The organism is Nocardia sp. NPDC005745, from assembly GCF_040630775.1.
Classification (GTDB): Bacteria; Actinomycetota; Actinomycetes; order Mycobacteriales; family Mycobacteriaceae; genus Nocardia.
Genome location: NZ_JBEXYF010000035.1, coordinates 48,160 through 70,011, shown reverse-complemented (window position 1 = coordinate 70,011; position 21,852 = coordinate 48,160). Strand labels below are relative to the sequence as shown.

At 68.3% G+C, this 21,852-nt stretch carries 23 protein-coding genes; 8 read left to right on the top strand and 15 right to left on the bottom strand.

Annotated elements, in window-relative coordinates; translation table 11 throughout:
* The first annotated feature begins 173 nt into the window (after positions 1-173).
* The 5 genes from ABZ420_RS29020 to ABZ420_RS29000 are packed head-to-tail and all read left to right on the top strand — an operon-like array spanning position 174 to position 5,142.
* Positions 174-1,949, top strand: a complete 1,776-nt coding sequence (locus ABZ420_RS29020) for a hypothetical protein (protein ID WP_357129232.1) — start codon at positions 174-176, stop codon at positions 1,947-1,949.
* The gene (locus ABZ420_RS29015; RefSeq protein WP_357129184.1) at positions 1,946-2,134 is read left to right on the top strand and encodes a hypothetical protein; all 189 of its coding nucleotides are present in this window, start codon (positions 1,946-1,948) and stop codon (positions 2,132-2,134) included. The genes ABZ420_RS29020 and ABZ420_RS29015 overlap by 4 nt, the downstream gene beginning before the upstream one ends.
* Positions 2,134-2,520, top strand: coding sequence for a hypothetical protein (locus tag ABZ420_RS29010; protein ID WP_357129183.1), 387 nt, complete (start codon positions 2,134-2,136; stop codon positions 2,518-2,520). Before ABZ420_RS29015 ends, ABZ420_RS29010 begins: the two co-directional genes overlap by 1 nt.
* On the top strand, positions 2,517-3,890 hold the full coding sequence (locus ABZ420_RS29005; RefSeq protein ID WP_357129180.1) for a hypothetical protein: 1,374 nt from the start codon (positions 2,517-2,519) through the stop codon (positions 3,888-3,890). The genes ABZ420_RS29010 and ABZ420_RS29005 overlap by 4 nt, the downstream gene beginning before the upstream one ends.
* A gap of 16 nt (positions 3,891-3,906) precedes the next feature.
* Positions 3,907-5,142 (top strand): serine hydrolase domain-containing protein, encoded by a 1,236-nt coding sequence (locus ABZ420_RS29000; RefSeq protein ID WP_357129177.1) that lies wholly within the window; start codon positions 3,907-3,909, stop codon positions 5,140-5,142.
* Between the two features lie 17 nt (positions 5,143-5,159).
* Here ABZ420_RS29000 and ABZ420_RS28995 read toward each other — a convergent pair whose 3' ends face one another.
* The 9 genes from ABZ420_RS28995 to ABZ420_RS28955 form a co-directional block, all read right to left on the bottom strand.
* Entirely contained in the window at positions 5,160-5,411 is a 252-nt protein-coding gene (locus ABZ420_RS28995; RefSeq protein ID WP_357129175.1) for a hypothetical protein, read from the bottom strand.
* 122 nt (positions 5,412-5,533) lie between these two features.
* Positions 5,534-5,878 (bottom strand): IPT/TIG domain-containing protein, encoded by a 345-nt coding sequence (locus ABZ420_RS28990; protein ID WP_357129172.1) that lies wholly within the window; start codon positions 5,876-5,878, stop codon positions 5,534-5,536.
* 96 nt (positions 5,879-5,974) lie between these two features.
* The gene (locus ABZ420_RS28985) at positions 5,975-6,988 is read right to left on the bottom strand and encodes a methyltransferase (RefSeq protein WP_357129169.1); all 1,014 of its coding nucleotides are present in this window, start codon (positions 6,986-6,988) and stop codon (positions 5,975-5,977) included.
* A gap of 44 nt (positions 6,989-7,032) precedes the next feature.
* Positions 7,033-8,805: a GAF domain-containing protein gene (locus ABZ420_RS28980; protein ID WP_357129166.1), complete on the bottom strand. Its 1,773-nt coding sequence runs from the start codon at positions 8,803-8,805 to the stop codon at positions 7,033-7,035.
* Between the two features lie 38 nt (positions 8,806-8,843).
* The gene (locus tag ABZ420_RS28975) at positions 8,844-9,500 is read right to left on the bottom strand and encodes a response regulator transcription factor (RefSeq protein WP_357129163.1); all 657 of its coding nucleotides are present in this window, start codon (positions 9,498-9,500) and stop codon (positions 8,844-8,846) included.
* A 220-nt stretch (positions 9,501-9,720) separates the two neighbouring features.
* Positions 9,721-10,392, bottom strand: a complete 672-nt coding sequence (locus ABZ420_RS28970) for a DUF2267 domain-containing protein (protein ID WP_357129160.1) — start codon at positions 10,390-10,392, stop codon at positions 9,721-9,723.
* A gap of 30 nt (positions 10,393-10,422) precedes the next feature.
* Positions 10,423-11,445 (bottom strand): hypothetical protein, encoded by a 1,023-nt coding sequence (locus ABZ420_RS28965; protein WP_357129159.1) that lies wholly within the window; start codon positions 11,443-11,445, stop codon positions 10,423-10,425.
* Positions 11,446-11,570: 125 nt separating this feature from the next.
* The gene (locus ABZ420_RS28960; RefSeq protein ID WP_357129156.1) at positions 11,571-11,837 is read right to left on the bottom strand and encodes a hypothetical protein; all 267 of its coding nucleotides are present in this window, start codon (positions 11,835-11,837) and stop codon (positions 11,571-11,573) included.
* A gap of 176 nt (positions 11,838-12,013) precedes the next feature.
* Positions 12,014-12,637: a TetR/AcrR family transcriptional regulator gene (locus ABZ420_RS28955; RefSeq protein WP_357129153.1), complete on the bottom strand. Its 624-nt coding sequence runs from the start codon at positions 12,635-12,637 to the stop codon at positions 12,014-12,016.
* A 128-nt stretch (positions 12,638-12,765) separates the two neighbouring features.
* On the opposite strand from ABZ420_RS28955, the gene ABZ420_RS28950 reads away from it, so the two are divergent.
* Positions 12,766-13,494 carry a nuclear transport factor 2 family protein gene (locus tag ABZ420_RS28950; RefSeq protein ID WP_357129150.1) on the top strand — a complete coding sequence of 243 codons (729 nt, stop codon included), beginning with the start codon at positions 12,766-12,768 and terminating at the stop codon, positions 13,492-13,494.
* Positions 13,495-13,537: 43 nt separating this feature from the next.
* Here ABZ420_RS28950 and ABZ420_RS28945 read toward each other — a convergent pair whose 3' ends face one another.
* A complete protein-coding gene (locus ABZ420_RS28945) occupies positions 13,538-14,497 on the bottom strand; it encodes an MBL fold metallo-hydrolase (RefSeq protein WP_357129147.1) in 960 nt (319 codons plus the stop codon).
* A gap of 263 nt (positions 14,498-14,760) precedes the next feature.
* Between ABZ420_RS28945 and ABZ420_RS28940 the strand changes: the two genes are divergently transcribed.
* Together ABZ420_RS28940 and ABZ420_RS28935 are read left to right on the top strand one after the other, a co-directional pair.
* Positions 14,761-15,180 (top strand): hypothetical protein, encoded by a 420-nt coding sequence (locus ABZ420_RS28940; RefSeq protein WP_357129144.1) that lies wholly within the window; start codon positions 14,761-14,763, stop codon positions 15,178-15,180.
* 126 nt (positions 15,181-15,306) lie between these two features.
* Complete coding sequence (locus ABZ420_RS28935; protein ID WP_357045385.1) at positions 15,307-15,972, top strand: PhoU domain-containing protein; 666 nt, start codon at positions 15,307-15,309, stop codon at positions 15,970-15,972.
* Between the two features lie 78 nt (positions 15,973-16,050).
* Here the strand turns inward: ABZ420_RS28935 and katG are convergent, their stop codons facing one another.
* From katG to ABZ420_RS28910, 5 genes are all read right to left on the bottom strand, one after another.
* Complete coding sequence (katG, locus tag ABZ420_RS28930; RefSeq protein ID WP_357129142.1) at positions 16,051-18,282, bottom strand: catalase/peroxidase HPI; 2,232 nt, start codon at positions 18,280-18,282, stop codon at positions 16,051-16,053.
* Between the two features lie 35 nt (positions 18,283-18,317).
* Entirely contained in the window at positions 18,318-18,761 is a 444-nt protein-coding gene (locus ABZ420_RS28925; RefSeq protein WP_040871953.1) for a Fur family transcriptional regulator, read from the bottom strand.
* 246 nt (positions 18,762-19,007) lie between these two features.
* Entirely contained in the window at positions 19,008-20,177 is a 1,170-nt protein-coding gene (locus ABZ420_RS28920; protein WP_357129138.1) for a zinc-dependent alcohol dehydrogenase, read from the bottom strand.
* 12 nt (positions 20,178-20,189) lie between these two features.
* A complete protein-coding gene (locus ABZ420_RS28915; RefSeq protein ID WP_357129135.1) occupies positions 20,190-20,711 on the bottom strand; it encodes an SRPBCC family protein in 522 nt (173 codons plus the stop codon).
* A 295-nt stretch (positions 20,712-21,006) separates the two neighbouring features.
* Positions 21,007-21,768 carry an enoyl-CoA hydratase gene (locus ABZ420_RS28910; protein ID WP_357129132.1) on the bottom strand — a complete coding sequence of 254 codons (762 nt, stop codon included), beginning with the start codon at positions 21,766-21,768 and terminating at the stop codon, positions 21,007-21,009.
* Positions 21,769-21,852: the final 84 nt, after the last annotated feature.

Below are 21,852 nucleotides of genomic sequence, written 5' to 3'. Positions count from 1 at the left end.
GATCTGTCCGCGCGATTCGCGGCCCCGACGATGCCTTTTATGGTACCGTTCGTAACATACATTCCTGCGTGTGATGGAGGTCTCCCGTGCGCGACATCGCGCATGAACAGGTCGGATGGTTCGCCGCACCCGGCGCCGAGGGCGGCGGAGCGGCGCTGGACCAGGTAGCGATCATGACCGGCGCCGCCGGAGTTGTGGCCCTCGTCCTGCTGTGGGTCGGGTATCTGCACCGCACCCGCCGGATCAGCTGGCTGCAGCGGGTCGCCGATCGTCTCGGCCGACTGTTCAATCGCCCCGGCTGGGTCGCCCTTCCGCTCGCGATGTTCCTGGCGACGATTCTGACCGCCTTGCTGGGGTTCATCTGGGATGTCAGCTTGCACGTCGGCAACGGCCGTGACAGCGGGCCGCTGGCGAATCCGGCGCACTACTTCATCCTGGCTGGATTGTTCTTCCTGTTCACCGCCGGGATGTCGGCGATTGTGCTGCCCCTGGACGAAAAGCCAGGCGCCGCGGCGGTACGAATCACCCGTACCTGGTACGCGCCCGTCGGCGGCATCCTCCTCGCGGGTGCCGGTCTCTACGCCTTGATCGGCTTCCCCCTCGACGACATCTGGCATCGGATCTTCGGGCAGGACGTCACCCTGTGGGGGCCGACGCATCTGATGCTCATCGGCGGCGCCGGTTTGTCGCTGGTCGGTGTATTGCTGCTCGAGTTCGAGGGAAGGCACAGCAGGCCCGATCCCGACCGCGCCGACGGCCGGTTGATGTGGCTGGTGCGATCGTTCGCCTTCGGTGGCCTGCTCATCGGGCTCTCGGTGTTCCAGGTGGAATTCGACTTCGGCGTGCAGCAGTTCCGGCTCGTGCTGCAACCGATGCTCATCGCCGCCGCGGCCGCCATTTCCCTGGTCGCCGCGCGCGCGAGCCTGGGGCCGTTCAGCACACTGGTGGTAGTCGCCTTCGCCGCCCTGGTGCGGACCGTGGTCGCCGTGCTGGTCGGCGGGCCGATCATCGACGCGCCACGCAATGTCTTCCCGCTCTATCTGGGCTGCGCGGTGGTGGTGGAACTGCTCGCGCTGCTGCCGCTCACCCGGCGGCCGATCTGGTGGGGCGCGATCTGCGGTCTGGGGATCGCGACCGTTGGGCTGTGGCTCGAATCGCTTTGGATCGGTGCGATGTTCGTCAACCCCTGGCCGACCGCCATGTGGCCGGAACTGCTGGTGATGGCAGTGCCCACCGGCATCGCGGGCGGTGTCGTCGGCGCGCTGCTGGCGATGACGTTGCGGGGCGAGCCGCTGCCACGTCCGCCGGTGCGCCGCGGGTTGATGGTCGCCGCGGTGCTGATCGTGGCGGCCGCGACCGCCAACGGGTTGCTGATCGACGTACCGGAACAGGCCACCGCCACGGTCACACTGCGCGACGCCGGATCGGACACGGACGGGAGGATGGTGCTCGCCGACGTCCGCGTCACGCCCGGTGATCTCGTCGGTTCCGATCCCGAATGGATGCAGATCCTCGCCTGGCAGGGTGGGATCGGCTCGGACAGTCCCGGCCGCGGGCTGGTCGTCGACCACCTGCAGCGAGTGGAAGCCGGGCACTACGTGTCCACCGAACCCGTTCCGGCTCACGGGTCGTGGAAGACCGTCCTGCGGATGCAGGACGGGCGCGTGTTGACCGCTGCGCCGATCTTCATGGCCGCCGACCCCGGCATCGGCGTTGAGGAGGTGCCCGCGCTCGCCTCGTTCACCCGCCCGTTCATCGGCGAGATCTCCGTGCTTCAGCGGGAGCGGTCGTTCGACTACCCCTCCTGGCTGTTCGGCGCGGCGTCGCTCGTCGTGCTGGCGTGCAGCCTCATCCTCGTCGGGGCGCTGTCCTGGGGTGCGGCGCGCATCAACGACCGGTATCCGCGCACGAGCCGAACGGCCGTGCCGGAACCGGCGGTCTCGCGATGACCCGTGGCTCCGGCAGCGTGGACGTGCTGGCCGATCATTCGATCCTGCTCGCGATACCCGCCTTCCTGCCCGCCCTGCTCGTCGTCGCCGTCGTAGTTCTCGTCGCTGTGCGAGATCGACGCGCCGAAGAGCGCGATCGAGCGTCCGGTCCGCCGTCGGAGCACGGCGGGGAGAAGGAGGAGTGATGGCATTCGCGCGGCATTGGGGCGCGCTCGTCCTCGTGGGTGGTCTGCTCGTGGCAGGCTGCGCCTCGTCGGATCCCGCCGCCACCGAGCCGACGTCCACCGTAGCCGGGGATTCGGACAGTCTCGTCGTCGCCGTGCGGATCGCCGCCGGCTCGGTGAGCCCGGCCGACGTCCGCCTGGAAACCCGGGTGGGACGACCGATCGAGCTGGTGGTCGACAGCGACACCGACGACGAACTGCACGTCCATGCCACACCCGAGCACACCTTCGCGATCGCCCCTGGTGCCGGTCAGCGGTTCCGCTTCACCGTGGACGTGCCAGGGCGGGTGGAGATCGAACTGCACCACGCCCGGCGCACGGTGGCGACGCTGCTCGTGCGCGGATGACAGTTCTCGCCCACGGCATCGGCGGCGCCACCGACCTGCCGATCCCGTTGTCGTACGCGCTCATCGGCGCCGCATGGGCCTTGACCTTCTCGTTCGCGGTGCTGGTGCTCGCCTGGCGCGAACCCCGGCTCGATTCCCGGTCGCCAGGGGTCGCGCTGCCGTCGGTGGTGCGAGCGATCGTGGACTCGCGGGCGGTCCGGGTCGCGATCTCGACGGTGAGCGTGGCCGTCACCCTCGCCGTCGTCGCGATCGGCCTGTTCGGGCCTTCCGACCCGGCACGCAACCCCGTCCCGGGTGTCGTCTACATCTTCCTGTGGGTCGGTGTCATGGTCGCCTCGCTGGTCGCCGGACCCGTCTGGAAGGTCTTGTCACCGGTGCGTGCGGTGCATCGCGCCGTCTGTCTGGCGTGGGGGCGTCGGCCCGCCGACGGTCTGGTGCGTTATCCCGATTCTTGGGGACAGTGGCCCGCGGTGCTGGGTTTGTTCTCCTTCGTGTGGCTCGAACTGGCCTACCCGGAACCCGGTTCGGTGAGCGCCGTGACCACGTGGTTCGTGGCGTACCTCGTCGTGAGCACGACGGGACTGATCGTGTGCGGCACCGCATGGGCCGAGCACGCCGATCCACTGGAGGTGTACAGCAGTCTGGTGGGCAGACTGAGCCCGGTCGGCCGGCGCGAGACCGGTGCACTCGTCCTGCGATCGCCGTTGGACAACCTGGCGGGCACCCCGGCGCGGATCGGCGGGGTGGCCGTAGCCGCCACTTTGCTCGGCTCTACCGCGTTCGACAGCTTCACCACATTTCCTTCCTGGCGCGGGCTGCTGGCCGACGCCGGTGACAGCGGATCCGATGTGCTGCCGACCCTCCTGAAGACGGCAGGGCTGCTGGGCTTCATCGTCGCCGTCGCCGTCGCGTTCCGGACCGCCTCCCGCGCCACCGGCGGCCTCCCCGCGGCCGAGCGGACATTGCTTCCGGTTCGCCTCGCCCACAGCCTGACTCCGATCGTCGCGGGCTATCTGGTGGCCCACTACCTCACGTTCCTGGTCGAGAAGGGCCAGGCGACGGTGCTTTTGTTCGCGGATCCGTTCGGACGAGGATGGAATCTCGCCGGCCTCGCCGACCGCGACGTCGCCTACCTCCTGTCCACCCACCCCGCGGTGCTCGGAACGATCAAGGTGCTGGCCGTGGTGATCGGCCACATTCTCGGCGTAGCCGCCGCGCACGACCGCTGCCTGCGGCTGCTGCCGCGGGCCCACCGGCTCACCGGTCAACTGGCTCTGATGCTGGTCATGGTGGGTTTCACCTTCACCGGTCTCTACCTTCTCTTAGAGCACCCGTTGGGCAGCGAATTCGCCACGTCTGTGGGTTCATAGCGCGTCAGGTCACCGCGTGCTGGCGCAGGATCCGGCCGAGGCCGACAACTTCCGCAGTACTGTCCTGATCGCCGTCGACGCGGCGGCCCGGTCCCGCACGGGTGAGCCCAGCCCTACCGCGGCCGCGATGGTCGGCAAGATCACCGCAGCCCTCGACGCCGTGGACAGCGCTGCCGGGCCGGATCGCCCGGAACTGCAGCAGATCCTGGAAGAGTTCGTCGAGTCCGGCATCACCGGGATCACCCTGCGCGTGCGCGACGAGCACGGCGAGTGGATCGGCAGCGCCGGGGTGGCCGAGTTGGGCGGGACCGCGAAGCCGCCGGTCGACGGGCACGTCCGGATCGGCTCCAACACCAAGACTTTCACCGCGACCCTGGTGCTGGCGCTGGTGGCCGAGGGCGGAATCGACCTGGACACCCGGGCCGCCGACTATCTGCCCGAGTTCGATCTCGACCCGCGCATCACGGTGCGAATGCTGTTGCAGCACAACAGCGGCGTGTTCAACTTCACCGGCGAGTACTACCCCGACGGGACGATGGTGCCCGGAATACCCGCCACCACCTCGGGCAAGGAATGGGTGGACAACCGGTTCCACACCTACCGGCCGGAGGAACTGGCCCGGCTGGCGCTGTCCAAGCCGGCTCGTTTCGAGCCGGGTACCGACTGGAGTTACTCCAACACCAATTACGTTTTGGCCCGCCTGCTGATCGAGAAAGTCACCGGCCACTCGGTCGCCGCGGAGATGCAGCGACTGATCATCGGTCCGCTCGGCTTGTCGGGCACCGTCGTTCCGAGCACCCGGACCGAGATCCCCGAGCCGCACGCCCACGCCTACTTCCGGTACGAGGACGACGGAGTTGAGCAGACGGTCGACGTCACCCGCCACAACCCCTCCTGGATCTCCAGCGGCGGCGACATGATCTCGACCACCCAGGATTTGCAGACCTTCATCTCCGCCCTGATGAGCGGCAAGCTGCTGCCGGCCCCGCTGCTGGCCGAGATGTGCAATCCGCATGCGACGCCCCTCCCGGGCATGGGCTACGGCCTGGGAGTATTCGTGCAGGACACCGCCTCCGGCGGCACCGTGATCACCCACAACGGCGGCGCAGCGGGCCACGCGGCGCTGATGTTCAGCACCCCCGACGGCAGCAAAACCCTCACCGCCGCACTGAATTACGTCGACGACGCCGCACTGTCGCTGGCCGTCCCGTTCCAGCAGGCGACCCAGAAGCTCGCCGAGACGGTGTTCTGAACCACTTTCGATCTGATTCACGCCATCACAGCGAACATCCTGGTCGTCGCGTTGAGGATCCGTGCACCAGCACGGCATTGATGAAGAAGGCCACCACTGTGGGAGATACTGTCAATCCGCGGATCGGCCACCAGTTTCCGGCGGGCGATGTTGGGGCGACCGTGCCGGTCGATGGTGGCGCTGTCGAACATCGGCGCGTACAGGGCACGGGCCAGGGAGTCGCCGGCAACGACGTCCGTGCGGCCGTTGCGTACGAACGCCGAGGACATCGTCATAGAGTCCAGCAGCCATTGGATCTGGGGCGGGACCTCGACGTCCCTGCGACGCGATGGCGTGCGACTCTCGGGCCGCGATGACCGGGGCCGGGTCGAACAGGTAGGTGCGTTCGTCGTCATCCAATTGCAAGGCGCGAGCGACCGCGTCGAGGACGTCTTCGGACACGCCGCCGATGTGCCCTTCTCAGTGATCGCGGTCTGCTGGGGATCGAAGGGGTTCCACCCGCGGTGATGACGGTGATATCCACCGGCCCCGGAACAGCGATCGCGGTGATCCGCGTATCGGAGTCCACGACGAAGTCAGATGCCACGATGCCGAACCTCACCGATGAGCCGGTAGCGAGACCTGTCCCGGTCAGGACAACCGTTTTCCCGCCTGCTTCGGGCCCCGAAGTCGGGTCGACCGATGTCAGAGTGGGTCCGGTCAGCGGGACCCCACCTCGACGAGCGGCGCGATCCACCTCGGGAGGGGTCCGTGCTGAGCGCCTGAATCACATCAGGTGCGAACACGATCGGAAGTCGCGAGCTGCGGTCCGGTGCACCCGCTCGGTGGTGGCTCAGCGAGGAGGACGCAACTCGATGATCGACCGCGAACCGGCCGGGACGACCGAGCCGACCTGTAGGCGGGCCGACTCGGCCAGTTCGCTCACTTGGTCGAGGGTGCGTTCCCGACCGCGGACGTAGCAGAGCATTCGGAGATCTCCCTCGGTGTCCGGCGGGCTGCCGCCCGCGTCGCCGATGTGGTCGACGACGAGCACCCTTCCCGTCTCCGAGGCCGCGTCGGCGCATCGCCGCAAGATGCGGACCGCGGCCTCGTCGTCCCAGTCGTGCAGGACACCGGAGAGCAGATAGCCGCCCGCTCCGGCGGGGAGGGGATCGAAGAAGCTGCCGACCCGTGCGTCCGCTCGATGGGCCAGTCCGGCGGAGGCGATGGCCCGGTCCGCGCGGGCCACCGGGCCGGGCAGGTCGATCACCGTCCCGCGCAGTGCGCCGTGGGCGCGAAGGAGGGCGATGAGCAGGCTGCCGTCACCGCCGCCCACGTCGGTGACGTGCCCCAGGGCGCCCCATGGATAGGCGTCGGCCACCGCGGGCGCGTCCTGCGTCAGCCGGGCTCCCATCAGAGCGTCGAAAGACGCTCCCAGCCCCGGGTCGGCGGACAGATCGTCCCAGAACGTGCGGCCGAACTGACGTGGGAACGCGGGTTCACCGGTGCGAACGGTGTGTAACAGCTGCACGAAGCACAGATCGGCGCGTCCGACGGCGCCTTCCAGATCGATCCAGCGTCGCACTCCTTCCGGATGATCGTCACGCAGGCGCTCACCCAGCGCCGTCAGGCCGTAGGTACCGGAATCCACCCGAGACAACACCCCGGCGGTCACCAGGTGTTCCAAGAGGCGTCCCAGCGCGTCCCGGTCCGCGTCCACCACCGTGGTCAGCGCCTGAGCCGTCCGCGTGCCCGCGGCGATGTGGTCGGCCAGCCGCAGCGTCGCCGCCACCCGGATGGCCATCGGGGTCACCAGGTCGGCGGCCGCCCACAGCGCACCACCCCACTCCGTCGGCTCCTCGGCCATGACCCTCCTCGTTCGACAGCGTGCCCATACCGGACTCGCGATGATCAGCGCAGCGGGACTGTCCAGCACAGTCGGGTGCCTGCTGTGCTGCCGTCCGGGCCGGTGCCGGCCGTGACGGTGAAGGTTCCGGCGGCCTGCTCGGCGCGCCGGGCCAGATTGGTCAGTCCGCTCGGCGTCACCTCGGGGGGCATACCGTGTCCGTCGTCCTCGATGATGATGGTCAGGTCGTCGGCCACGGTGATCTCGATCGCGACGGTGTCGGCGCCGGAGTGCCGCACGGCGTTGCTGACTCCTTCGCGGACAACGGCTTCGGCGTGATCGGCCAGTTCCGGGTCGATCACAGAGAGGGGACCGGTGACGCGCACGGAGGTGCGCAGTCCACTGGCGTCGGTCTGCTGCCGGATGGCTTCCTCGATGCGTTGGCGTACTCGCGCGCTGTGGCTGTCGCCGCCGTGCAGGTCGAAGATCGAGGTCCGGATCTCCTGGACGACGTCTTGCAGGTCGTCGATGGCGTCGGTGATGCGTTCGCGTACTTCGGGGACGCGGGTACGGGGCACGGTGCCCTGCAGGCTCAATCCGACGGCGAACAGGCGTTGGATGACGTGGTCGTGCAGGTCGCGGGCGATGCGGTCGCGGTCGGAGAGGATGTCCAGCTCCCGCATGCGCTGTTGGGCATCGGCCAGCCGCATCGCCAGAGCGGCTTGGTCGGTGAAGGCGGCGGTCAATGCGAGAATCTCGTCGTCATAGGGCGCCGATTCCACCGCCCGCAGCGCCACCAGCACTCCGACGGTGGAGTCGGAGGTTTGCATGGGCAACACCAGGGCGGGTCCGGCGTCGGGGAAGATCTTGCCGAGATCGGCGCGGCGCGCGTCGTCGACCCGCTGCGGAGAACGCGAGCCGAACGCTCGGCCGATCGTGGTGTCTCCGAGTGGGAGTTTGATCAGCCGCTGGTCGTCCGCGTTGCCCGCGGTGTGGGTGATCAGGAGTTCGGTGATCTCCTCGGGCGGGCTCTCGGGGTCCGGGACGACCGCCAGGAAGGTCTGTTGCGAGCCGGTGAGCCGGCAGGTGGCCTGCACCAGGTCGGTCAGGACTCGATCGGGTGCGGTGCCTGCGAGGAACTCGGTGGTGATGTCGCGGGTGGCTTCGATCCAGGCTTGCCGGGTGCGGGCGGATTCGTAGAGGTGTGCGTTGTCGATCGCGATGCCCGCCGCGGCGGCCAAGGCTCGCACGATGACTTCGTCGTCTTCGGTGAAGGGCTGGCCGCCCGCCTTCTCGGTGAGGTAGAGGTTGCCGAACACTTCGTCGCGGATGCGGACGGGTACGCCGAGGAAGGTGCGCATCGGTGGGTGGTGGGCGGGGAAGCCGACCGAGGAGGGGTGCTCGGCGAGGTTGTCCAGCCGGATGGGTTTGGGTTGGCTGAACAGTAGTCCCAGGACGCCGTGGCCCTGGGGGAGGTCACCGATTCGTTCACGGGTGGGTTCGTCGATGCCTTCGTAGATGAACTGGGTGAGTTGCTGGTCGTGGCCGCGCACGCCCAGTGCGCCGTAACGGGCCTCGACCAGGGAGATCGCGGTGTGCACGATGGTGCGCAATGTGCGGTCCAGATCCAAGCCCGAGGTGACGGTGAGCATGGCCTCGATCAGGCCGTCCATCCGGTCGCGGGCGTCGATGATCTGCTCGATGCGATCTTTGACCTCGCCGAGCAGTTCACGCAGCCGCAGTTGCGAGAGCGTGTCACGCACCGAATAGGCGTCGGCCGACGCGTAATCGGTCGGCTGCGCTGCCCCTGGAACGCCGCCGGCGCGGCTGCTCGCCATTGCTCCAGGATATTTCACCAGGTGGCGGAAATGAACGATCAGAAGTCGATGATGGAGCCGGACCGCTGTGAGCGGAGTTTCGACACGTAGACCGCGGCCTGGGTGCGCCGTTCGAGCCCGAGTTTGGCCAGCAGTCGGGAGACGTAGTTCTTCACGGTTTTCTCGGCCAGGAACATGCGTTCGGCGATCTGCCGGTTGGTCAGTCCTTCGCCGAGGAGATCGAGTAGTTTGCGTTCTTGGTCTGTGAGACCGGCCAGTGGCCCGTCTTGCTGGGTGTTGGTGCGCAGTCGTTGCATGAGGGCGGCGGCGGCGCGGTTGTCCAGCAGGGAGCGGCCGGCGCCGACTTCTTTGATGGCTTTGGCCAGTTCCATGCCTTTGATGTCCTTGACGACGTATCCGCTGGCTCCGGCGAGGATCGCGTCGAGCATGGCTTGTTCGTCGGTGAACGAGGTGAGGATCAGGCAGCGCAGGTCGTCGAGTTTGGATAGCAGGTCGCGGCACAGTTCGATGCCGTTGCCGTCGGGCAGGCGTACGTCGAGCACGGCGACGTTCGGGCGGAGTGCGGGGATGCGGGCGAGTGCCTGGGCGACGTCGCCCGCTTCGCCGATCACCGACAGTTCCGGGTCGTCGGAGAGCAGGTCGGCGAGGCCGCGACGGACGATCTCGTGATCGTCGACCAGAAACACCGTGATCATGATGGTGTCCAATCCGGGAGCAGATGTGTGGTCGACCCTACGCAGGGAGCGGAAGGCTCGGTACGGACCAAAGTCCTTTTCCCGGCCGAATAGGCATCACAGAACGGGCCGCGGCACGGCCCATCGTGAATTCGCGCAGACGCGTCAGCCGGCGCGCTGCGAAATGCACGGCGCAGCCGGGGACGACGCGCCGGAAGCCGGCCCGCCGCAGGGGATCGGGTCAGCGCGTGGGTGCGTCGGAGCGGGCGAGTCCTTCGGCGATGAGGATCCGGTGGGCTTGCCGGGCGGCGGAAAGCTGCTCGGTATCGCCCGCGTCGCCACCAGAAGTCGCTTCGAGGCTGCGGGCGAGCACCGTCACCGCGTCGGTGAGTGCCCGCAGGCGGCTGTCCAGTTCGTCGAGACGGGGCGATTCCGCCGGCCGGACCGCGGTCTTCTCCGGCAAGGTGCCCGCCAGATCGGTTCCGCGCAGTACCGCCCGCAGATCTTCCGGCAGCCACGCGAACACGTGATCGAGCTGTCCGGGAGAGAACAAGTCGGCCAGCGCGTCGGTCACCGCGCCCGCGAGCGCGTACGCCTCGTCCCTGGAGACGCCCGCTTCCCGCGCGAATTGATCGACGAACGAGGGTACGTCGTGCGAAACGGGGACGTGCGCGGGAACCCAACCCTCGTAGTAGATCCCGCGCAGGAGCTCGGGCAGTTGGGCGCTCAGGTGCGCGGAGGCGTTGACGCCGACGCGGTCACGGACGGTGTGCAGCCAGGCTCGCAAGGCGCGGTGCGCGAAGGGCCGGTCTTCGGTGGCGAGTCCGTCGGCGAGAGTGCGCAGCCATTCGTGTGCGGTGTGTATCGCCGGTGCGAGGGGGTCGCGGTGGTAGCTCATGAGGGTGCCTTTCACGGGTGAATCGTGGTTATCGGATGTCGCCACCTAGGTTTCAGGGGTCCAGCGCGAACCGGTGACGGTGAAGATGTCCGTCACCGGTCGTCGCGGGGTCGGCGGGATCAGGTCCGTGTCGTCGGGCGCGGTTCCGACGCGGATCAGCACTTGCGGGGTGGCCGGACGCGGGACCAGACCGCCGAGCAGTCCGCGCGTTGTCGGCAGTTCGGTGATGTGGGTCAGCGCGCAGGTCCCCAGCCCCGCGGCGGTGCATTCCAGCAGCACGGCCGACAACGCTTCACCGGTGCGCAGCCACTGCGTCACCGAATCGCCTTCGGTGCCGAGCACCACCAGCCGCGCGCGATCCTCCTGCCGGGCGCGTCGCATCGAATGCGGAGCCGGGGGGAACGCGCGGCCGACTCCGACCCGAGCGAATTCCGCGTCGGACACAAGCGCGGCGGCGGGCACGCCCTCCGGATTCTCGGAATGCCCTGTCCACCATTCCAATTCGGTCTGATACAGCAGGTCGTGCCTGCGTAGCGCACCGACCTGCTCGGAGGCGGCGGCCAGCCGGGGCCGGGCGCTGTCGTCCAAGACGCTGAGTTCCACCTCGTGGGGGGAGGTGAGCATCCGCAGCCGGGGGAGCACCTCGGCGAAGCCGTCGGGTTCGGTCATCGGCAGCCGGTCGGTGCGTCGCCGGTCGATGGCGAGTGCTCGGCTGTGGATTCCGTCGGGCGGGTCGGCCCACGGCTGGAATTCGATCACCGCCAGGTGGTCGGGTCGCTGCCGGTCGGGTACCCGCGTCGGGTAGGTGCGCCAGCCCCGGTCGGCGAAGGTGGTTCGCGCGTGATGCAGCACGGCTCCGCAGCTGATCACCAGCTGGCGTCCGTGCGGATCGGTCGAGGGCAGTAGCCGGTCGGCGTCGGTGTAGAGGTGCAGGCGCGTGCCGTCGAAGATCCAGCGCCATGGTTGGGTGTTGTGCACCGACGGCGCGCGGGTGGCGAGCCGCAGCGCGGCCAGCATCACCCGATGATCGGGCACCGGGCGGGCGGGTGCTTCGTCGTTCGCGGTCATGCTTCGAGTCTTCGCGCGATCGCCGCGGCGGACTATGGGCGTTCCGCCCGGGACGCAGGGTCCTTGGTCCCCGCGCGTCCGGCACCGGAGCGGACCGGGGCCCCCACCGCCGTGGCCTTCACGTCCTATTCCTCGATCTCCGCCTCACGGGTACGCAGGATCGCCACGCCCCACCACAACAGGCGGACCGCGAGACCGGCGTAGATCAGGACAGCGAGGTACACCAAGCCCGCGCCGTAGTCACGGGCCCATGCGGGCAGCAACACCAAGACCGCGGCCGGCATCCCGAGCAGCATGATCGTCGCGAGCACCACCGCGGGAACCGCCAGCGGAGCGGCGTCCGGGTCCGGGGATCCGCCGGACGAGGGTCGGGGGATGAACCGGGGTGACATAGCACATAGCCTGTTCCCGCGGTGGTTCCGGCGGGAGGGTATTGGTACCCGTAAGCGTGGGGCGAACGTCCCGATGTGGGCGTGACCGCGGCCGACCTCAGCGAGTGGCGGCGCGGTCCCGCGGTTATGTCTCTCCTGGGTGCGGCAGTGGGTCCGAGACTATCCGAGGTCCCGGATCAGAACTTCAAGGCGATGCTCAGCAGTGCGACGACGATGTCGCCCGCGGTGTCCACGAGCCGTTCGCGGTCCATCGGCAGCCTGCCGTCGACCCAATCCACGTAGACCGCGGTGAGGGCGCCGGCCAGTGCGGTGCCGATGGCGGCGAGCGTCTCGTCGCTGCTGGCGAACAGGCCGACGGCGGCCGTGCCGAGGACCGGAGCGAAGGCCCGGACGACCGCGGGCGTCCGAAGGGCGACGTGGCGGCGCAAGTCGTCATCGGCGAGGGGCTCGCGCAGCAGTACCCGGGCGCGGCGGGGGTCCTCTTCGAAGAAGTCCGCGCAGATCCGCAGCGCGGATCGGACGGCGGCGCGCGGATCGGTGGCGGGCTCGAGGGCGGCGACCCGCTCCCGCAAGGCCGCTTCGACCCGGTCGTAGACAGCCCGGATCAGTGTCTCGCGGCTGTCGAAGCTTTCGTAGAAGTAGCGCGGGCTCAAATTCGCCTGACGCGTGACCGCCCGCATGGTGACCGCGCTCGTCCCCGCCGTACCGAGCAGTTCGAACCCGACGTCCAGGAGTTGTTCGCGGCGATCGCCGGATCGGTCTCGCAGCGTCTGGCCACGCCAGAGCTTGGGCGCATTCACCCGCTCATCCTCGCATCGCGCTGCCGCGCCACCATGTTGACATCAACCGATTCAACATGAATCATCTGATTCAAGTTTGGTGGGGCGTGCCGCCTCGCCCGCCCTGCGGCCGCGGTGAAAGGTTGCCCATGTTCAGCGACGAACAGTTCCAGCAAGCCCTACGTCGTCCCCGATTGTCGAAACCGGTACCGGAGTTCCTCAGCACGAACCGGGCGGTGCCGATCCGGGCTGTCCCGGAAGTGGAGCTACAGGCCACGACCGAGGAGTGGTTCGGCGAGTTCGAGCGCAAACTGGCCTACTACGGGAAGCTCGGCATAGATCTGAGCTGGCTGCTCGACTGGGCGAAGAAGTACTGGTGGAGCTTCCTGGTCCGGGACATGAGCCGCAACCACGAGCTCTACACCGCCGACGTCCGCTATACCGACGTGACCACGTTCGGACGCACGATCGTCGGCATCGACGAGTTCGTGAAGTACAACTTCGCCTTCTTCGACGCCATCCCGGATTGGCGATACGACCCGGTGCCCGGCCAGGTGTACCTCGACGTGACGCCGGAAGGCAGGGTGCGCACGGTCATCCGGTACATCGGCAGCGGCCATTGGGACGGCCCGCTGCGCCTGTATCCCTACGACGACAGCGCGCCCGCGCTCCATGGCGACGGCCGATTCATCCAATGCCCGGCCGTGGACCGCTATCACTTCAACCAGGACGGCCTGATGGAAGAAGGCGAAACCCTCTACGACGCTTTCGATGTCACGCAACGCGCCGGGATCCTCCCCGGCGACGGCAGCTGGCGGTTCCGTGCCCTGCTGGCCGCGTCCAAGCTTCCCGCCCTCGCCACCCGCTTCCGGAGATGACCGCGGCCCCTGAGCGGCCGGCCATCTCCGCGATGGGGATCTCTTACGGCGCCCATCTTTTCGCGGCCGCGTGGTCGTGGGCGGGAATGACCTCGATGCCGGCGGGTAGGCGGTGCAGGCGGTGGATGGCGGCGAAGGCGGCGGATCGATCATGGTCGACGAGAAGGCCCGGCAGCGGAGGCCTTTCGCGGAGCAGGGCGATCTGCTCGCGGCGCCAGACGGCGTCACCGGCCAGCAGCACGGTGCCGCCGTCCGGTACGGCGAGAACGAGCCCGATGCTGCCCGGGGTGTGGCCGGAGAGATCCACCGCCAGGACCGAGCCGTCGCCGAAGAAATCGTGGCTGCGCGAAAAGGTCAGAACCGGAGGTCCGTCGAGGTCGAAGGACGGGGTGGGTCGTGAGCCGAGTGACTCGGCGACTCCCATCGGGGCCGTCGCGGGGTTCGTCGCCCACGCCAGTTCGGCCGTGGACGCCCGCAGTGCGAGTGACGCCGGTAGATCGAGCAGTCCGGCCACGTGGTCCCAGTGAATATGCGTCGCGATCGCGAAGTCGACCGCGTCGACGGGGACAGCCGACATCGCGAGCGAATCGCCCAATCCGACAAGCGGTTTCCACGGCGCGACGAGCCCGCGATAGGGGCGGCGCAGCCGCGGCAGGACCTGGGTGTGCACGTCGGCGCACATCGCCGGATCGACCAGGAAACGAGCTTCCGGGTGTTCGACGAGGAAACTGGTCATCGCGATCGCTACCGTGGGCGGCCGCAGCGCTCCTTCGATCACCCCGTAGGCCGGGGCGGGGCGCACACCATGGACGAGCGCCGTCAAACGAACTGTGGCCCGTGCCGGGGGCAGTCCCGCGTTCGTGATCGATCCCAGCAACTCCGCGTCGGGGCGGCGGGGGAACACCGTGCGCCACGGCATCGACATCCCGGCGGCACAACACGACCACCACGTTCCGGCAGCGCCGGTGCGCGCCGTCAACGGTCCGGTTGATGGGAATCCCACACCCGCCCCTTCCCGCCCGACCAGCAGCGACATGTCCGACGACAGCCTACTCGCGCACCGCCCTATGTGAACTTTCGTTCTCGTCGTTGGTCGAGTGGTTCGCGATCGTCCGCATAGGGGGATGGAGCGGCCGATTGCTCATGAAATTCGATGTTGTGTCGACCGCTTATACCCGGGCCGCTAGAGTCGTCAGGTAATTAAGTTACTAGAAGTTCTATTTGTTCATGCAGGTATGCCGTTTGGTTGCCGGAAAGCGAGAGGTGATGGCATCAGTGGAACATGCCGACGCGAGCGAACGCGCAGCGGCATCGACGGCGCGGCGACTGGCCGCGCTCCTGTTCGGCGTGGGGATACTGCACTTCCTCGCGCCACAGCCGTTCGATTCGGTGATCCCCGCCCGGCTGCCCGGCCGGCCTCGCCTGTACACCCACGGCTCCGGGGTCGCCGAACTCGTCGTGGCCGCCGCACTCGTCACGCCGCGTACGCGGCGGTGGGGCGGGCGTTGGGCCGCCTGGTTGTTCCTGGCGGTGTTCCCGGCCAACATTCAGATGGCGGTCGACTGGCTGCGCAACGATCGGATCCCGGCGCCCGTGAAAGCGGTTGCCCTGGTGCGGCTTCCGCTGCAAATCCCACTGGTGCTCGCCGCCAGGAAGGTGCAACGAGCAGACCACGTGCGGCGCTGACCAGGTCTCGCACCAGACCCTGTCCGCCGTGGCGGGAGCGGTTGACTCACGGCGGCGTACCGACCTCTACCGGGCCGACGCCGCGAGCCTGCAGCGCGCGAGTGGGATACGCGCGATGATGGAGTAGTGCGCACCCGCTATCACGATCACCTCGAGCAGCTCGCCGGTCAACTGCGAGTGATGTGCGCGCGCAATCGGGAAGCCATCGCGATGGCGACCGACGCGCTGCTCGGCGCGGATCTGGAGCTGGCCGAGCGCACCATCGACTACTGCGCCGAAACCGTGGCGATGCGCGAGGACACCGAACATGCCGCGGTCACGCTCCTGGCGCTCGAGGCGCCGGTGGCGGGAGAACTGCGGCGAGTGGTGACCGCGCTGCAATTGGTCGACGACCTCACCCGGATGAGCACCCTCACCGAGCACATCGCCCGCACCGCGAGGCGCAGGCATCCCGCCGACGCCGTCCCCGCGCCGGTGCGCAACCTGGTGAGTCACATGGGTGAGACGGCGGTCGACCTCGCTGACGCCGCGGTCGGCGTACTGACCACCGCCGACCCCGGCGACGCCGCGGATCTCGACGCCCGCGACGACACCATGGACGACCTGCACCGCGATCTGCTCGCCGCGATCCTCGCCGAGGGCTGGGACAACGGCACCGCCGCCGCGGTCGATGTCACCCTGCTGGGCCGCTACTACGAACGCTTCGCCGACCATGCCGTCGAGGTCGGCCGCCGCACTCTGTACATGACCACCGGGCAGCGGCCCGACGACACGGCTCTGCAGCCCGGCTAGTTCCGGGCGGCACGCCACATCGTGACCCGAGAATCCAGGCCGGCCCCGAAGGGCCGGCCTGGAATTCGCCCGGACGGATCAGGCGAGGTCGAACCGATCGTTCTCGACCACCTTGACCCACGCGGCGACGAAGTCGTTCACGAACTTCGCCCCGGCGTCGTCCTGCGCGTACACCTCGGCCAGTGCGCGCAGCACCGAGTGCGACCCGAAGACGAGGTCGTTGGCGGTGGCCGTCCACTTGGCCGCCCCGGAGGACCGGTCGAAGCCTTCGTAGACGTTCTCCGCCGACTCGGACGCCTTCCACTCGGTGTCCTGGTCGAGCAGGTTGACGAAGAAGTCGTTCGTCAGCACGCCCGGCCGGTCGGTGAACACACCGTGGTCGGTGCCGCCGTAGTTGGCGCCCAAAGCCCGCAGGCCGCCGATGAGCACCGTGAGCTCAGGAGCGGTCACGTCCAGCATGTAGGCCCGGTCGAGCAGCAGGCGCTCGAGCGGAGCCTTCTCGCCGCTGCGCGCGTAATTGCGGAACCCGTCGGCCCGCGGTTCCAGCACCGCGAACGACTCGACATCGGTGTTCTCCTGGGTCGCGTCCGTCCGCCCGGGGGTGAACGGCACGGTGACCTCGTGCCCGGCGTCCTTCGCGGCCTTCTCGATCGCCGCGGACCCGGCCAGGATGATCAGGTCGGCCAGCGAGACCTTCTTGCCGCCGGAGGCGGAACCGTTGAAGTTCTGCTGAATCTGCTCGAGCACCGGCAGAACCTTGGCCAGCTCGTCCGGCTCGTTGACCGCCCAGTTCTTCTGCGGCTCGAGACGAATCCGAGCACCGTTGGCGCCGCCGCGCTTGTCGGTGCTGCGGTAGCTGGCCGCCGACGCCCAGGCCGTCTTGACCAGTTGCGCTACCGACAGGCCGGACTCCAGGACCTTGCTCTTGAGGGCCGCGATGTCCTGCTCGTCGATCAGCTCGTGATCGACGGCGGGAACCGGGTCCTGCCACAGCTGCGGCTCCGGAACCCACGGCCCGAGGTAGCGGGTGATCGGCCCCATATCGCGATGCAGCAGCTTGTACCACGCCTTGGCGAACGCCTCGGCCAGCTCTTCGGGGTGCTCCAACCAGCGACGGGTGATCTCGCCGTAGATCGGGTCTTCCCGCAGCGCGAGGTCGGTGGTCAGCATCGTCGGGGTACGCGCGGGGCCGTCGAACGGATCCGGGATGGCACCCTCGCCCGCGCCGTCCTTCGGCTTCCACTGCCAGGCTCCGGCGGGGCTCTTGGTCAGCTCCCACTCGTAGCCGTACAGGTTCTGCAGGAAGCCGTTGCCCCACCGGGTCGGGGTGGACGTCCAGACGACCTCCAGGCCGCTGGTGATGGCGTCCTTGCCCTTGCCCGTGCCGTAGGCGCTCTTCCAGCCCAGGCCCTGCTGCTCGATCGGGGCGCCTTCGGGCTCGGCGCCGACCAGGCCGGCGTCACCGGCGCCGTGGGTCTTGCCGAAGCTGTGGCCGCCGACGATCAGTGCGGCGGTCTCCTCGTCGTTCATCGCCATGCGGCCGAACGTCTCCCGGATGTCCCGCGCGGCGGCCACGGGATCCGGCTGACCGTTGGGGCCTTCCGGGTTCACGTAGATCAGGCCCATCTGGACGGCGCCGAGGGGGCCCGCCAGTTCACGGTCGCCGCTGTAGCGCTCGTCGCCGAGCCAGGTGTCCTCCGGGCCCCAGAAGACCTCTTCCGGTTCCCAGATGTCCGGGCGGCCGAAGCCGAAACCGAAGGTCTGGAAGCCCATCGACTCCAAGGCCACGTTTCCTGCGAAGACGAGCAGGTCGGCCCAGGAGATCTTGTTGCCGTACTTCTGCTTGACCGGCCACAGCAGCCGGCGAGCCTTGTCCAGATTGGCGTTGTCCGGCCAGCTGTTGAGCGGCGCGAAGCGCTGCGCGCCCTGACCGCCGCCGCCGCGGCCGTCGGCGATGCGATAGGTACCCGCGGCGTGCCAGCTCATCCGGATGAACAGGCCGCCGTAGTTGCCGTAGTCGGCGGGCCACCAGTCCTGCGAATTGGTCAGGACCGCGGCGACGTCGGCCTTGAGGGCATCGACGTCGAGTTTCGCGAACTCCGCGGCGTAGTCGAAGTCCTCACCCAGGGGGTTGGATTTGGACGAATGGGCGTGCAGCACCGAGACATCGATCTGCTCCGGCCACCAGTCCTTGTTGCTGTGGGGGCGATGATCCGTCTTCGCGGTGGGCGACGGGATCGCCGGGTTCTCACTTTCGCTCGAGCTGTGAGTTTCGGTGTCAGGATTGGGCGGGCGGCTATCGGATGACACAGCATTCCTTCCTGAATGAGTGATGTGGGCTGCGATCACGGATGTGATCGGGAAGCCTGTGTTTCCACACAATCGGGACACAGGCCCCAGTAGATGACTTCGGCCTCATCGATCGAGAACCCGCTGTCATCGGACGCGGTCAGACACGGCGCATCGCCGATGGCGCAGTCGACATCGGCGATCACCCCGCACGCCCGGCATACGACGTGGTGGTGATTGTCGCCGACACGCGACTCGTAGCGCGCGACGGACCCGGAGGGCTGGATACGCCGCACCAAGCCGGTGGCGGTGAGCGCGTTCAACGAGTCGTACACCGTTTGATGGGATACCTCGGGCAGCGCGGATCGAACGGCACGGATGATCGACTCCGTGTCGGCGTGCGGATGGTCGTGCACCGCGCTGAGCACCGCGACCCGGGGACGGGTCACACGCAGCGAAACTCCTCGCAGCAGCTGCTGGAATTCCGAGGCCGTTGGCATGCACGGAAGTCTCGTCCGCTTTCTGGAACGAGTCAAGAGTTTGTCCGAAAGTCGCGCTCTCCCAATCGAGATCGGCGCTTCCGAGGCGGTGGCAGGTCAGGGACGCGGGTCGGTGCGCGTCCACCTTCGGCGGTCCCGGCCGCCCGCCGCGGCGCACCGGCGGCAGGCCGCGATCACGCGGCTACCGCCGGTTCTGTCCGTCCTGCCATGCTCGGCGGATGCCCGGCCCAGGCCGCCGGAAACCGATCAAGGCCGGAAGACGGATCGGATGCACCCTTCCTTTTTGTGCTTGAAGATGTCGTAGCCGTACACCGCGTCGTCGAGTGGCATGTCGTGGGTGATCAAATAGGACGGGTCCAGGTCACCCTGCTGGATGTAATCGAACATCCGGGGCACATACCGCTGCCCGAACTGCTGTGCGGTGCGAATGGTGAGGCCTTTGTTGGTCACGACGCCCATGGGGAACTTGTCGGTGAGGCCGTAGATGCCGAGCACCGCGACCACGCCGCCTTTCCGGCACGCGAGAATCGCTTCTCGCAGCGGTGTCGCGCGATCGGATTCCAGCCGCAGGAGTTGTTTGGCTTTATCGTAGATCTGCTGGAATCCGGTGCCGTGCCCTTCCATTCCGACGGCGTCGATGCAGGCGTCCGGGCCGCGGCCACCGGTGCTCTCGCGCAGCGTCTCCTGGACGCTGTCGACGGCGGTGTAGTCGATGGTCTCCGCGCCGAACTGCTCACTCGCTACGGCCAGCCGCTCGGGAAACCGGTCGATGACGAAAATCCGGTCGGCGTCCAGCAGGCGGGCGGTGTGCCCGGCCATCAATCCGACCCCGCCGCTGCCCCACACCGCGACGGTGTCGCCCGGGTGGATATTGCAGAACTCGGCGCCCATCAGACCCGTCGGTACGGCATCGGAGAGGAACAATGCCTGTTCGTCGGTGATGCCTTCCGGTATCCGGAAGCAGTTGACGTCGCCGAAGGGGACGCGGACATATTCCGCGTGGGATCCCTGATAGCCGCCGAAGGGGTGGGTGTAGCCGTAGATTCCACCGCTCGGATAGCCGAGCACCGGTTGTTGCAGCGCACCGTTCGGATTGGTGGTGTCGCACATCGAATACAGTTCGTGGTCGCAATACCAGCACGATGCGCACCCGATGAAGGACGGGACGACGACGCGGTCGCCCACCTTCGTCGAGCCGACCTCGGCCCCTATTTCGACGACTTCGCCCATGAATTCGTGCCCGAAAACGTCACCTTCCCGCATGCCGGGCAGGTATCCGTCGATGAAATGCAGGTCGGAGCCGCAGGTGGTGGTCAGCCGCACCTGCACGATGACATCATGCGGATTGACCAGCGCCGGGTCGGGCACGGTTTCCACGGCGAGGTCGTTGACGCCGTTCCAGCAGAGCGCACGCATGTCTCCTCCTGTTCACCGAGCCGACGAGCGAGCGCTCGGATTGTGGGCGAGGGTGGGCATTTCGCCGGTCTGCAGCCGGGCTCGGGCTCGATAGAGGGCGGTGAACATGGCCGCGCCGGTCAGCAGGTCGGGCAGTGGGGTCCGCGCCCGCATGGTCACTTCGGTGCCCAGATTGCGCGGCGCGTCCCGGAAGTCGAGGTCGACCTCGAGGCCACGGGCGGAGGTGCCGTCCCCGTCGTCGGAGCCGACGAACCGGAGGTGCCCGTCCTCCTCGCGCAGGGTGGTCTTCCAGGTCGTGCGCCCGTCGGTGCCGGAGTGCATAGACCACTCGTAGGTCGACGGTTCGGTGGACCTGACCTCGGCGACGTCGCCCAGCACCTCCGACAGGTTCGCCGGGTCGCGCCAGAACCGCTCGACTTCGGCTCGCGGGCGAGCGATGGTCACGGTTTGGCTGCTCGAATAGCTGCTCGCCGACTCGATCAGCCGCCCCACGAGGTCGCTCAGCAAATGTTTGGTGTCATCGATGTAGTGCATGGGGCCTCCTGTTGCTCTCCGTTGTCGCCCGACACTTCGACGCGCACGAGAAGCACCGTGCCCTGTGGGTCAGCGGCACGAATCGTCGGTCGCAGAGGACGCGGAGCAAGAACTGCCGCGCATGTCCTATGCGGTCTCGAAGCGGCTACCCGCCGCCGGATACACCAAACCGGATTCGCCGTTGTCGCTCGCGTCCGACAAGGTCAGGGGGACCGGAGCTCGCCTTCCTCGGCTGTCCGGCCGCCGACCAGGGTTGCGCTCGGCGGCCGGCCCCCGCCGCACGAGCGCCGCCGGATCATCTCGATCGGCCGATCTCGGCCTTCTTCGCCGCCAGCCGCGCGGCGAATTCGGGGGATTCGAGCGAGGCCACCTGCGGCACGATCTCGGCGTCTACCGCGTCGGCGTGGGCGGCCAGATTCGCGGTGTGGCGCATGGTGCGCTTGGTGGTGATGAGCAGGTCGCGTGGCGCGTCGGCAGCGGCCGCGGCGAACTCGACCGCGCCGTCCAGCAGCGCGTCGTGGTCACCGTCGATCACCCGGTGCGCCAAACCGGCGTCGCGGGCGTCCTCGGCGTCGAGAATCTCCCCGAACAGCGTCATCGCGGCGGCCCGCTGCGGCCCGACGGCGCGTTGCAGCATCCAGGTCATCCCGCCACCCGGATGAATGCCGAGCCGCAGGAACCGGGCGTCGAACCGGGCGCGGGGGCCGGCGATCCGCACGTCGGCGGCCAGGGCCAAGTTGAGTCCCGCGCCGACGGCCGCGCCGCCGACCGCCGCGATGGTCGGCAGAGCGCACCGCGCGACCGCGAGGAATCCGTCGTAGATCACCCGCAATCCCTGCTCGCGGGCCTCGCCGAGCGCGCTGAGATCGGCGCCCGCGCAGAAGGCGGGCGGGGTTCCGGTGACGACCACCGCGTGCACGCCGGTATCGCGCTCGGCCTCGGCCACCGCGGCGGCCAGTTGTCCGGACAGCTCCGGTGTCAACGCGTTCCGCCGATCCGGGTCGTGCACGGTGATGACCGCGACCTTGTCCCGCCGCTCTGTGCTGATCTCCGCCATGACCGGATCGTAGGCGCCCGGGCGCGGCCGGTGGACACGCACGTGATGATCGCCGCTTTCGAATCGCGCCGAAGACAATCATGG